Annotated in this window: 12 protein-coding genes and 1 tRNA gene; 9 read left to right on the top strand and 4 right to left on the bottom strand. The window is 75.7% G+C overall.

Translation table 11 applies throughout. The features are described 5' to 3' along the window. The first annotated feature begins 7 nt into the window (after window positions 1-7). Window positions 8-1138 carry an epoxide hydrolase family protein gene (locus tag H7X46_RS05760; protein ID WP_186358419.1) on the top strand — a complete coding sequence of 377 codons (1131 nt, stop codon included), beginning with the start codon at window positions 8-10 and terminating at the stop codon, window positions 1136-1138. A 153-nt stretch (window positions 1139-1291) separates the two neighbouring features. Here H7X46_RS05760 and H7X46_RS05755 read toward each other — a convergent pair whose 3' ends face one another. Beyond that, complete coding sequence (locus H7X46_RS05755) at window positions 1292-2515, bottom strand: FIST N-terminal domain-containing protein (protein ID WP_186358418.1); 1224 nt, start codon at window positions 2513-2515, stop codon at window positions 1292-1294. Between the two features lie 724 nt (window positions 2516-3239). Beyond that, window positions 3240-3548, bottom strand: coding sequence for a S24 family peptidase (locus H7X46_RS05750; RefSeq protein ID WP_370588625.1), 309 nt, complete (start codon window positions 3546-3548; stop codon window positions 3240-3242). A 105-nt stretch (window positions 3549-3653) separates the two neighbouring features. Between H7X46_RS05750 and sodN the strand changes: the two genes are divergently transcribed. From sodN to H7X46_RS05730, 4 genes are all read left to right on the top strand, one after another. Continuing rightward, on the top strand, window positions 3654-4061 hold the full coding sequence (gene sodN, locus H7X46_RS05745; protein ID WP_186358417.1) for a superoxide dismutase, Ni: 408 nt from the start codon (window positions 3654-3656) through the stop codon (window positions 4059-4061). Between the two features lie 159 nt (window positions 4062-4220). Beyond that, a complete protein-coding gene (locus H7X46_RS05740) occupies window positions 4221-5087 on the top strand; it encodes a sulfite exporter TauE/SafE family protein (RefSeq protein ID WP_222131206.1) in 867 nt (288 codons plus the stop codon). A 32-nt stretch (window positions 5088-5119) separates the two neighbouring features. Then, the gene (locus H7X46_RS05735) at window positions 5120-5677 is read left to right on the top strand and encodes a DUF1697 domain-containing protein (RefSeq protein ID WP_186358416.1); all 558 of its coding nucleotides are present in this window, start codon (window positions 5120-5122) and stop codon (window positions 5675-5677) included. 250 nt (window positions 5678-5927) lie between these two features. Then, on the top strand, window positions 5928-6527 hold the full coding sequence (locus H7X46_RS05730) for a superoxide dismutase (protein ID WP_186358415.1): 600 nt from the start codon (window positions 5928-5930) through the stop codon (window positions 6525-6527). A gap of 24 nt (window positions 6528-6551) precedes the next feature. On the opposite strand, the gene H7X46_RS05725 is transcribed toward H7X46_RS05730, so the two are convergent. Beyond that, complete coding sequence (locus tag H7X46_RS05725) at window positions 6552-7844, bottom strand: competence/damage-inducible protein A (RefSeq protein WP_186358414.1); 1293 nt, start codon at window positions 7842-7844, stop codon at window positions 6552-6554. 390 nt (window positions 7845-8234) lie between these two features. Here H7X46_RS05725 and H7X46_RS05720 point away from each other — a divergent pair, with 390 nt between their 5' ends. Next, window positions 8235-9542 carry a glycosyltransferase family 2 protein gene (locus H7X46_RS05720; protein ID WP_186358413.1) on the top strand — a complete coding sequence of 436 codons (1308 nt, stop codon included), beginning with the start codon at window positions 8235-8237 and terminating at the stop codon, window positions 9540-9542. A gap of 94 nt (window positions 9543-9636) precedes the next feature. Here the strand turns inward: H7X46_RS05720 and H7X46_RS05715 are convergent, their stop codons facing one another. After that, the gene (locus H7X46_RS05715) at window positions 9637-10101 is read right to left on the bottom strand and encodes a thioesterase family protein (protein WP_186358412.1); all 465 of its coding nucleotides are present in this window, start codon (window positions 10099-10101) and stop codon (window positions 9637-9639) included. A gap of 223 nt (window positions 10102-10324) precedes the next feature. Here H7X46_RS05715 and H7X46_RS05710 point away from each other — a divergent pair, with 223 nt between their 5' ends. The 3 genes from H7X46_RS05710 (at window position 10325) to H7X46_RS05700 (ending at window position 12253) form a co-directional block, all read left to right on the top strand. Further along, window positions 10325-10717 carry an STAS domain-containing protein gene (locus H7X46_RS05710; protein WP_255426080.1) on the top strand — a complete coding sequence of 131 codons (393 nt, stop codon included), beginning with the start codon at window positions 10325-10327 and terminating at the stop codon, window positions 10715-10717. Window positions 10718-10725: 8 nt separating this feature from the next. Further along, window positions 10726-10821, top strand: a tRNA-Sec gene (locus H7X46_RS05705). Window positions 10822-10834: 13 nt separating this feature from the next. Further along, window positions 10835-12253, top strand: a complete 1419-nt coding sequence (locus H7X46_RS05700; RefSeq protein ID WP_186358411.1) for a hypothetical protein — start codon at window positions 10835-10837, stop codon at window positions 12251-12253. Window positions 12254-12375 lie beyond the last annotated feature (122 nt).

The raw sequence follows: 12375 nt of genomic DNA, 5'->3' as shown, positions 1-12375 counted from the left end.
TGACGACGTGCGCGACTTCCGGATCGAGATCCCCGAGCCCGAGCTCGACGACCTGCGCGAGCGGCTGGCCCGGACCCGCTGGCCCGACCCGGCCACCGTCGAGGGCTGGACCCAGGGCGTCCCGCTGGACTACGCCCGCGAGCTCTGCGAGTACTGGCGCACCCGCTACGACTGGCGCCGGGTCGAGGCGGAGATCAACTCGTGGCCGCAGTACCGCACCGGCCTCGACGGCGGCGGGGACGACTCGGTCGAGGTGCACCTGCTGCACGCCCGCTCCCGGCACCCGGACGCCATGCCGCTGCTGCTCACCCACGGCTGGCCGGGCTCGATCGTCGAGTTCCTGGACGTCCTGCCCGCGCTGACCGACCCCGAGGACCCGGCGGACGCGTTCCACGTCGTGCTGCCGACCCTGCCCGGGTTCGGGTTCTCCGGGAAGCCCTCCGTGCCCGGCTGGGGCGTGGAACGCATCGCCGTGGCGTGGGCGCAGCTGATGGACCGGCTCGGCTACGCCAAGTTCGCCGCGCAGGGCGGCGACTGGGGCTCGATGATCACCTCCGCGCTCGGGACGGCGGCGCCGGAGATGTTGTACGGCATCCACCTGACGATGGCGCTCGCCCCGCGTCCCGACGACGACGGGCAGCCGCTGTCGACGCAGGAGAAGGAGGACATCGCGTTCTCGAAGGCCTTCGACCGGTACGGCGCCGGCTACTCCAGCGAGCAGTCGACCCGGCCGCAGACGATCGGGTACGGCCTGGTCGACTCGCCGGTCGCCCAGTGCACCTGGATCGTCGAGAAGTTCTGGGACTGGACCGACTGCGCCGGGCACCCGGAGAACGTGATCAGCCGGGACCGCCTGCTGGACAACGTGATGCAGTACTGGCTGAACGCGACGGGTGCGTCGTCGGCGCGGATCTACTGGGAGAGCTTCGCGCGGCGGAGGATGGAGGAGGTGGCCGTCCCGACCGGCGTGGCCCAGTTCCCGCAGGAGATGGTCAAGCTGCCGCGGCACTGGCTGGAGCGCCGCTACACCGACCTGCGCTGGTTCACCCGGCCGCCGGTCGGCGGGCACTTCGCGTCGCTGGAGCAGCCGGAGACGTTCGTGGACGAGCTGCGGGGGTTCTTCCGCACCCTGCGCTGACCGTGCGGATGGCGCAGCCCGCCCCGATGCGGGCACCGCACAGGTCGGGCGTGGGCCGCACAGGTTGGGCGGGCACCGCACAGGTTGGGTCTCGTGCGACGCGCATCGAACCCGTGCGACGACGCGGCCCCGCGGGCCCGATCACGCGCGGGATCAGACCACCAGCACCGACGCGGTGAAGCCGTGCAGGTGGTTGCGGGCGCCCACCGGGCCGATCTCGCCGGCCGCGAAGAACCCGGCCACCGGTGGCCGCCGGGTCCCGTCCGGGTCGAGGCCGGCCCGGACGGTGCGGACGTCGTGGTCGGCGTCGCCGAACATCGCCGCACCGCGGCCGTTGCAGGAGAACAGCAGCGCGCCGGCCGCAGGGCGGTCGCGGCGCAGCGGGCCGAGCAGCTCGAGCAGGTTCTCCGCGGCCCCGGCGACGTCGCGGACCTGGAGCCGGACCGTGGTGCCGACCTCGACGACGTCCCCGGCCACGATCGTGCCGCCCTCGACGTCGACGGCCAGCACCGCGCGGACGAGGAAGTCGCCGCGCTCGTGCTCGTCGGCGTACTCGTCGACGGCCACGCCGAGGTGCAGGCCCTGCAGTGCCTGCTGCCGCTCGTCCGGCGGGAGGGTGCGGAGGATCTCGCGCAGCCGTTCCACGGCGGGCTTGCCGGCGAGCTCGGCGATCCGGTTGTGCTCGGCCCGGGTGACCACCATCGACGGCCCGATCGGCCGGCATCCCTGGCTGACCGCGATCCGCGGCACGGCCGCACCACCGAGCAGGACGCCGACGGCCCCGCCGGTGTGCACCCGGCCGTCGACGAACAGCCGGTTCGCGCCCGGGCCGCCCGGTGCTCCGGCCAGGCCGCCGATCACCGGGAACCCGGGGCGGTTCTCGTTGCCCCGCTCCAGGACGCCGCCGATCGGGAACGCGTGCGGGTCGACGAGCAGGATCTCCACCCGGTCGTCCTCGGCGGGCGGGCGCAGGCCCCGCACCGAGATCGCGCCGCTGCCGTGCGGGCCGGCGCCCGGGCGGCGTTCCGCCACCGGCGCCGTCGTCCGGACCGTCACCGCGGGCAGGCTCGCCGCCCACACCGCGACGGCCGGCTCGCCCTCGACACCGCGGCCGTCGGCGATGACGCCGTGCGCGGTCACCCCGATCGCGGCCCCGGCCCCGGCGAGCTCCATCACCCGCAGGCCCGCCGCCTCGACCTCGGTGCCCGGCGCCGACGGTCCCGACCCCGGGCCGACGAAGAAGACGACCAGGTCGGGGGCCGCACCGAGCGCGGACAGGGCCTGGCCGGTCGCCACCTCCGCCGCGCCGGTGAGGTCCGGCCCGACGGCGAGACCGTCACCGACCCGTCGCTCGGTGGCCCTCAGTTCGGCGGTCATCACCGCCTCCGTTCCCCGGCGGTGGGAGGCCACCGGTCCCGGCCGACGCTACGGGAGGGGCGGTGGGCGCCGCCACGGTCTCGCGACCCTGTGGCCCGCCGGGCTCACGCAACGGCGCCGAGCGGGTCTCCCCGCTCACCGGCCCGCCGACCGCCCCGACCGGTGCCGAACGTGCGCCCCGACGACCGGGCCACCGGTGATCATCACGCTGCCGTCCGGAGTGGGGCGGAAGCGTGCGCGTCGACCCGGCCGGCCACTGGTGATCCGCACGCAGATGCCCGTGGCAGGGCGCCAACGTGCACGCCGACCAGGTCTCGCCTCGTGATCAGCACGATCATGCCCCGGCCGGGACGAAAACGTGCACCCCGACCGACCGACCACTGGTGATCAGCACCCAGATGCCCCCGCCAGGACGCAAACGTGCACCCCGACCACCCCCGCTCTGACGATCAGCACGATGGTGCCCCGGCGGGGACGGAAACGTGCACCCCAACCGGCGGATCACCGGTCGTCAGCACCACGTGCCCCGGGCCGGGGCAGGGACGTGCGCCTCGACCAGCCGGGCCCTCGTGACCAGCACGTAGGCGCCCCGGGCGGGCCCGAAACGTGCGTGTCTACGGGTGAGGCTCTGATCATCAGCACGCTCGCACCCCGCGCCGTGCAAGACCGTGCGCCTCGACCAGCCCGCCCCCAGGGCAACCGGCGCGCGCGGGGCGCCGGCCGGTCAGTGGCGAGGTGCGGGGATCCGGCCGGGACGGGGCCACAGCCGGAGGCGGGCGACCGCCCGGACCCGCGCCGGGCCGAGCGTCGCCGAGTCGGTGGAGCCGAACGGGTTGTCGCCGCGCACGTCCCACCCGGCGCCGTCCGGGCGGACGGCCCGCTTCACCGACAGCTGACCGGGCCGCGAGTCCCAGGTGACCAGCACGACGTCGCCCGCGCGCACCGGGGCGCCGCACCGGACCAGGACCACGTCGCCGTCGGACAGGGCGGGCGACATGGACGGCCCGCGCACCGTCACCCGACGCCAGCGCACGGCGCCTCCCTCCAGTGTGGAATCCACGGGCCGCCCGACCTGCTCCGCCCCGGCCACGAGGGTAGGGTCGGCACCGCCAGAACGATCACCACCAGGGAGGATTCCATGCGGCTGTCCCGCATTCTCCGCCCGCGGCTGGAGGCCACCGCGCACTGCGACCTCCCCTGCGGCGTCTACGACCCCGCCCAGGCCCGGATCGAGGCCGAGTCGGTCAAGGCGATCCAGGAGAAGTACCAGAGCAACGAGGACCCGGACTTCCGGTCCCGTGCCATCGAGATCAAGGAGCAGCGCTCCGACCTGGTCAAGCACCACCTGTGGGTGCTGTGGACCGACTACTTCAAGCCCCCGCACTTCGAGAAGTACCCGCAGCTCCACGAGCTGTTCAACAAGGCCACCAAGGCCGCCGGTGCCACCGGCACCAAGGGGTCGAACGACCCGGCCACCGGCCAGCAGCTGCTGGACTACATCGCGGAGATCGACAAGATCTTCTGGGAGACGAAGAACGCGGCCTGACTAGGCGCACGGATGACGGCGCCGGCCGGCGGGCACCTGCTCCCGCCGGTCGGCGCCGTTCTCGTCACCGGGCGGCCCGACGGCACGACGTCGGTGGGCCGCGGTGCCGCACAACGGACGGAGCGGTGATCACCGGCCGTCCCCGCTACGGTTCCTCACGTGACGGTTCCTCACGTGCCCGAAGAGGAACCCCTCGGGTCCGAGCTCCCCGCAGCGCGTCGCCGGCGCGGATCCGTGCCGGCGGTCTTCGGCACCGGTGCCGCGGTGGGCGTCCTCGGGGGGATGATCGGGCTCGGCGGCGCCGAGTTCCGGCTGCCCCTGCTGATCGGGCTGTTCGGGTTCGCCGCGCTCCACGCGGTGATCGTCAACAAGGCGATGAGCCTCGCCGTGGTCCTCACGGCGCTCCCGGCGCGGCTGGTGGCCGTGCCGTACGCCGCACTGGCCCCGCACTGGCCGGTGGCGGTCAACCTCCTGGGCGGCAGCCTGGCCGGTGCCTGGGCCGGGGCCTCGTGGGCCACCCGGATGCGCGCCCGCACCCTCTACGCGGTCCTCGCCGCGCTGCTGGTGCTGATGGCCGCCGCGCTCGTGGCGACCCACCTCGGCGGCGCACCGGCCGCGCCGGTGCCGAGCGGTCCGCTGCTCGTCGTCGCCGGCCTGGTCGCCGGTTTCGGCATCGGCGTGGTGGCCGCGATCATGGGCGTCGCCGGCGGGGAGCTGCTGATCCCGACGATCGTGCTGCTGTACGGCGTCGACATCAAGCTGGCGGGGAGCCTGTCGCTGGCGGTGTCGCTGCCCACGATGCTCGTGGCGTTCGCCCGCTACAGCCGGGACCGGGCGTTCGTCGTGCTGCGCGGCCACGGCAGGTTCGTGCTGACGATGACGGCGGGCTCGGTCGCCGGCAGCCTGGGCGGCGCGCTGCTCCTCGGCGTCGTCCCCGACCTGGTGCTGGTCCCGGCGCTGGCGGCGATCCTGCTGGTGTCCGCGGTGAAGGTGTGGCGCCACGAGGCCGCGCCCCGGCCGCGGTGACATCCGCTGACCGGGCGGGGCAGGATCACGGCGTGCGCACCCATGTCGCGCTGCTGCGCGGGATCAACGTCGGAGGCTCCGGGAAGGTGCCCATGGCCGACCTGCGGCGGCTGCTGGCCCGGCGCGGCTTCACCGACGTCGCGACCTACATCCAGTCCGGCAACGTCGTCCTCAGCAGCACGGACCCGGACCCGGCCGTGGTGGCGGCGACGATCGAGGAGGTGCTCCGGGACGACCTCGGCGTCCCCCGGCCGGCCGTGGTGTTCGACCGCGAGGAGTACGTCGCCGCGGTCGAGGCGAACCCGTTCCCGCAGGTCACCGACCCGAAGCAGCTGCACGCGGTGTTCCGCGCCGCCCCGCCGGACGACGCCGAGCGGGCCCGGTTCGCCGCGGCGCTGGAGGCCGAGCGCGCCAAGGGCGGGCGCGGTACCGCCGAGATCGTCGGACGGGTCGTCTACCTGCACCTGCCCGACGGGATCGGGCGCAGCGAGCTGGGCGCCCGCCTGTCGGCACGGACCGGGGCCGCCGACGGTGGTGGCACGGCCCGCAACTGGGCAACCGTCCGGAAGCTCGGCGAGCTCCTCGGGTAGGGGCGGAGCCCGGCGGCGCCGCGACCGGGCGAACCGGCCGGCGGCGCCGCCGGCGGCGGGTGTCGAGCTGCCAGAACGATCACTGCCGCGGCCACTCCTGCAAGTGACTTGCAGCAGAGTACATCTGGCGAATCGATCCGTCCACGCGAGCGCGTCGCATCGCGAGTTCGTGGCTGTTGCGAGACACTGGCATGTGAACGGCGTGGCAGCCCGCCACGCTCCCCGTCACCGAGGAGGTCGGAGACCACCGATGGCCGAGTACACGCTCCCGGATCTTCCCTACGACTACGGCGCGCTCGCCCCGCACATCGCGCCGGAGATCATGGAGCTGCACCACTCCAAGCACCACAACACCTACGTCCAGGGCCTCAACGGCACGCTCGACAAGCTCGCCGAGGCCCGGGAGAAGGACGACTTCGGCGCGATCGTCGGGCTGGAGAAGACCCTCGCCTTCAACCTCGGCGGCCACGTCAACCACTCGATCTTCTGGAAGAACCTGTCCCCGGAGGGCGGGGACAAGCCGACCGGCGAGCTCGCCGCCGCCATCGACGAGGAGTTCGGCTCGTTCGACGCCTTCCGGGCGCACTTCACCGCGGCCGCCACGACGATCCAGGGCTCCGGCTGGGCCATCCTCGGCTGGGACACCCTCGGCGGGCGGCTGCTGGTCCACCAGCTCTACGACCAGCAGTCGCAGCTGCCGGCCGGGCAGGTCCCGGTCGTCATGCTCGACATGTGGGAGCACGCGTTCTACCTGCAGTACAAGAACGTGAAGCCGGACTACGTCAAGGCCTGGTGGAACGTCGTCAACTGGGCGGACGCCGCCGAGCGCTTCGCCGCCGCGCGGGCCTGATTCACCGGCCCGGGCGCACACCGGCTACCGGTGTGCGTCCGGGCCCGTCACGCCGGTGACCCGCAGCAGCAGGTGCATCGCCAGGTCCACCGACCGCTCGCGGACGTCGGTCCGGCCGCCGGGCAGGTACGGGTCGCGGGCGACCACCTGGCCGTCGGCGGTCGCCACGCAGAAGCAGACGTAGCCGACCGGCTTGGCCTCGGTCCCGCCGCCCGGCCCGGCGACACCGGTGATCCCGACGCCGATGTCCGCACCGAAGCGGGCGCGCGCACCGTCGGCCAGTGCCCGGGCGACCTGCGGCGAGACCGCGCCGTGCTCGGCGATCATCGCGGCCGGCACGTCGAGCAGCGCGGTCTTGGCCGCGTCGGAGTAGGCGACCACTCCCCCGGCGACGTAGGCCGACGACCCGGCGCGGTCGACGAGCCGCGCGGACAGCAGGCCGCCGGTGCACGACTCCCCGGTCGCGACCGTCCATCCCTTGTCCTGCAGGGCCGTGGCGAGCAGCTCGTCGGTGCTGCGGCCGTCGTCGCTGATCAGCTTGCGGCGGTGCGCCGCCACGATCCGGCCGGCCAGCTCCCGGGCGACGCCGACCGCGCCCGGCAGCGGGTGCAGGTCCACCTCGAGCTCGGAGCGGCGCAGGCAGGTCGTGACCTCGACCCCGGAGACGTCCAGATCGGCCTCCACCGCACGCAGGGTCGCCGCGATCTCCGACTCGGGCAGCCCGGCGAAGCGCAGCCGGACCGGCTCGGCCCGCGGGGTGCGGGCGAGCAGCGCGGCCACCGGCCCGGCGGTCAGCGCCGCCGGCCACATGCGGGTCAGCTCGCGTGGCGGCCCCGGCAGGACGACGACGAGCGGCCCGCCCGGCCGCGTCACGACGAGTCCCGGCGCGGTCCCGACCGGCTCCAGCACGCTCGCACCGCACGGCACCCGGGCCTGCTTGGCGGTGGCGGCGTCGAGCGCCGGGCCGTCCCAGCCCGCCCGGGCCGCCCAGCCGGACACCTTCGCGTGGATCCGCTCCTGCAGCGCCGGGTCGACCGCCATCGGGGCCCCGGCGAACTCGGCGACGATCTCGGCGGTCAGGTCGTCGGCGGTCGGGCCGAGGCCGCCGCTGGTGACGACGAGGTCGTCAGCGGCGACGTGATCCAGTGCCGAGCGCAGGTCGTCGGGCCGGTCACCGACCACGATCACCCGGCGTACCGCGAACCCGAGGTCACCGAGGGCGCGCGCCACGAACGGGCCGTTCGTGTCGGCGATGTGACCGGTCAGCAGCTCGCTGCCGGTGACGAGCACGGATGCGGTGGGGCGGGGCGCGCTCATGATCCGAACCTACCCGTGGTGCCGCCGTGCGCACCCCGCGCGTCCCCGCCGGTGGAGCGACCGGCGGGGCCACCGGGCCGCCACACGTGACGGGCCGGAGCACCGTCGCCGACACCCCGACCAGGTGACATCGCTGCCGCGACACGCCGAGGCCCGGGCGGACACGGCGTGTCGCCGCTGGACGCGCCGCGCTCGTCGTCGCCGGTGAGGTGACGCACATCGCCGCAGCCGGAGCCGGGGGAGCCGGACGGCCCGGCCCCGACCAGCACCGACCCGGCCGGCCGTCCCCGGATCCGGTGAACCGCTCACCGCAGTGACACAGAGTCGCGAAACCGGGTGGAGTCAGCACTCTCAGTGTGGTCTCAGCACGCGTGGGCGAGACTGCCCGGTATGTCTGGGACGTCTGCGACCGCCGACCGCGCCACCTGGGTGGGCGAGCTGGACCGGCTCGCGCCGTTGCGCGAGCTGCGGGTCGGCCCCGGCTTCCACGCGGCCCGCCTGCTGGTGACGGTCGGCGGCACCCCGCAGGGCCAGATCGCGGTGCCGCTGCGGAACGGCCGCGCGACCGTCGCCGACCTCGAGGCCGCCCTGACCACGCTTGGCCCGCCCGAGGAGGTGACACCGGCGCCGGTCGCGACCGACCCGATCACCGTGGTGATCGCGACCCGGAACCGCCCCGAGTCCCTCGCCCGCTGCCTGCGTGCGGTGCTGGCGTCGGACCACCCGGCGCTGTCGGTGATCGTCGTGGACAACGACCCGGAGGACGAGCGCACCCGCGACGCGGTCACCGCGACCGGGTCGCCGCGGGTCCGCTACGTCCGCGAGCCGCGCCGCGGCGCCTCCGTCGGCCGCAACCGAGGACTCGCCGAGGCGCGCACCGAGATCGTCGCCTTCACCGACGACGACACCGAGGTCGACCCGGCGTGGGCGTCCCGGCTGTCCGGGGCGTTCGCCGCCGACCCGGAGCTCGCCTGCGTGTCCGGACCCGTCCTCGCGGCCCGGCTCCGCTCACCCGAGGAGCGCGCCGCCGACGTCGCGCTGGCCTGGAACAAGGGCTTCACCGCCCGCCGGTTCTCGCTCGCGCAGCCCCCGGACGACTCGCCGATCTTCCCGTTCGCGCCCGGCTTGTTCGGCATCGGCGCCAACCTCGCGGTGCGGGCCGTCGCCGCCCGGTCGGCGGGCGGCTTCGACGAGGCGATGGGCCCCGGCACCCCCACCCACGGCGGGGAGGACTGCGAGTTCCTGGTCCGGATGATCCTGGCCGGGCACGTGCTCGGCTACGCCCCCGGCGCCTACCTGTGGCACCACCACCGGCCCGACCAGGACGCGCTGCGCCGGCAGATGGAGGGCTACGCGGTCGGCCTGGGCAGCTTCCTCGCCAAGGTCGCGCTGTCGCCGCGGGGCCGCTCCGCCGCGCTGCGCAGGCTCCCCGCCGCGCTGGCACGGCTGCGCTACATCGCCGCCCGGGAGGCCGGCGCCGGCGACGCGGTGCCGGCCGACGCCGACCAGGCGCGGACCCGCGGCCTGCTCACCGGACCGCGTGCCTACCTGAGGTCCCGCCGGGCGGTCCGGCGTGCCGGCGGTGCCGTGCCGCCGCTGGTGGGGCGGGACCGGCCGGTCGTGCCGGGCCACCACACCGCGACCGGCACCGGCCGCGCCCACCCGGCCGACCGCGACGACCCGGCGGTGCCGGTCTGAGGTCCGGGAACGGTCCGGCGGGTGCCCCTCCGGCGTCCGGACTCCTGACGTCCGGCGGCCGACCGGCGGGTGCCCGTCCGGCGTCCGGGCGCCGTCAGGCCGGCCCCGGACCCAGGACCTCCGGGTGCGGCGCCGCCGCCACCAGGCGGTGGTACGGGTCGGCGACCAGCCGCCGGGAGGCGATGTCGAGGACGCCCATGGTGCACTCGGCCTCGGCGGCCAGATCCTGCGCCGGGACGCCGTCACCGTTCGCCACCCGGACGATCCGGTGCCGCATGGTGAAGGGCTTCCGGTCGGTGAACTCCATCGCGGAGTCGACCTCCACCTGCTCGCCGGCGCGGAGCTCGGCCCGGAAGTGGACGGTCGTCGAGAGCAGCACGACCGTGAGCCCGTGCTTCTCCAGCACGGCCTGGGCCAGCCCCGCCGCCCGGAAGTGCTCCATCCGGGCGTGCTCGGCGTACTGGTGGTAGACGGCGTGGTTGACGTGCCCGTTCACGTCCTCCTCGTAGCTGCGGACGCCGATCCGGACCTGGAACCGCGCGGGCTGCTCAGCGCTCATGGTCGTCAGCCTGCCATCGGTGTCCGGCAGGTCGTGAGCACCGGCGCGCTACGTTGTGCCCGTTGCGACCGCGGCCGTAGGGTGGGAATTCCTCCTGACTAGGCTGGGCGGGGGGCAGCACGACCGGGTCGTCGAGCAACGGCGACCGGCTGCCACACACGGGACACCTTGCGGAGTACCGGGCCGCGCCACCGGCGACGACTGTCGAGGGAGCACGAGGCACATGAGCAGTGAGACGCCCACCGGTCTGGGGGACGAGCAGGGCCCCGACATCGGCGAGGTCGTCCGCTTCGAGGTGGTCGGGCACGGGGGCGGCGCCGTCGTCGTCCACGTGCACGGCGAGATCGACACGATGACCGCGCCGGTGCTCAGCGAGCGCCTGGCCGGGCAGATCCCGTCCGCGGAGCTGCTGGTGGTCGACCTGTCCCGGGTGACGTTCCTCGGATCGGCCGGGCTGGCCGCGCTGGTCGAGACGAAGGAGAAGGTGGAGGGCGCCGGCAGCCGGCTGCGGCTGGTGTGCGGCTCGCACGCGGTGACCCGAGCCCTGGAGGCGACCAACCTGATGTCCCTGTTCGACGTGGCCGATGGCGTGCCGGAGGCGCTCCGGACGGCCTGAGAAGACCTGGAGGCGTATGGGTGCCTGGTGGCCCCCGCGGTCTTCAAAACCGACGTGGCCGAGCATCTCGGCCAGGCGGGTTCGATTCCCGTCCGCCTCCGCCACACCTGATCCGAGATGAGCACGCTCCCCGGCACCGCACCGCCCGGCCCCGGCACCCCGGGCGGCGAGCCGTGGACCGTGCCCGGGATCGCCGGCGCGGTCCGGGACGGGCGGCGCACCGCGACCGAGGTCGCGGACGAGCTGCTCGACCGGGCCGCCGCCGGGAACGCCCGCCTTCTGGTGAGCGTCGATGCGGAGCCGGCCCGGGCGGCCGCCGCGGCCCTGGACCGCCGCACCGACCGGTTCGCGCTGCCGCTGGCCGGCGTCCCGGTCGCGGTGGAGGACGGCATCTCGGCCACCGGCCGCGGTGACGAACCGGTGCGGCGGCTGCGCGGCGCCGGTGCGCTGGTCGTCGGCCGGGCCCGCACCGCCGAGTTCGGCATCGGGCCGGACGGCTCCCCCGGTGGCCGCGCCACTGCGGCCACCATCGCCGCCGGCGTGGTGCCGCTCGCGATCGGGATCGACGGCGACGGGGCGCTCCGGGCCGCGGCCGCGGCCCACGGGCTGGCCGCGCTGAAGCCGGGACGGCGGGTGCTCCCGTTGCCCGCGGCCGCCGAGCGGCGGTGGGCGGGGCTGGCCGAGACGACCGTCGTCGCCGCGACCCCGGAGGAGATCCTCGCCGCGTTCGAGGTGCTGGCCGCCCCGGCGCGGCGGGGGCCGGCCGCGGCCGGTGGGCTCGCGGGCGGGATGGCCGCCGGCCTCGCAGGCGGGGCGCCCGGTGGCCCTGCCGGCGGGGCGGCCGGTGGGCCCACGGGCGGGATGGCCGGTGGCCCCGCGGGCGGGGCAGCCGTCCCCGGCGCGCGCTCCCCGGTCGTTCCCGGCGCGCGCTCCCCCGGGACGTACGGCCCCGCGGCGGCCGGCCCCGGTGACGGGGCCCCCGACGATCCGGTCGCCGCACTGGCCTGCTCGCTGCGCACCGGCCGCACCCGGCAGGCCGACACCGCGACCGCGGCCGGCGTGCACGCCGCGATCCGCGCGCTCGAGGCCGCCGGCCTGCACCTGCTGGCCGCCGACCCGCCGTACCGGGCGGTGCTGCCGGTGCACGGCGCCCGCCGCCGCCACGCCGGGCTGGCCCGCCGGGTCGAGGACATGGAGCTGGATCCGGCCGGCCTGCCCCGGGCCGCCCGCAGCGCCGTCCGCCGCGGGCAGCGGGTCCGCCGGCTCGGCGGGCTCCGGCCGGCCACCCCGGCGTCCTGGCGGCAGCGGCTCATCGCCTGGCTGGACGACGCCGGGGCCGAGGCCGCGCTGCTGCCCGCCCCGGGCGGCCCGGGCGCGGCCGGGACCACCGGGCTGGACGCCTGGAACCTGGCCGGGCTCCCGTCGTTGATCGCCCCGGTCCGCCACGGCGGCCGCCCGGCGTGCGTCCAGCTCGTCGGGCGGCCGGGTGCGGAGCGCAGGCTGCTGGCGACCGCGGCGCTGCTCGCCACCGCCTGAGCGTGTGGCTGCCGGGCTGCGATCAGGCGTGATCGACGATCGGGCACGGGACCGGTCGGAACCGGCCGCGAGTAGCGCAGGCGGATCGCGCATCGGCACAGCGAGCCACGCCGGATCGTCGA

Origin of the sequence: Pseudonocardia sp. C8 (genome assembly GCF_014267175.1) — a bacterium.
Taxonomy (GTDB): Bacteria; Actinomycetota; Actinomycetes; order Mycobacteriales; family Pseudonocardiaceae; genus Pseudonocardia.
Note: the sequence above shows the minus strand (reverse complement) of the source record. Positions and strands in the feature narration are given on the sequence as shown.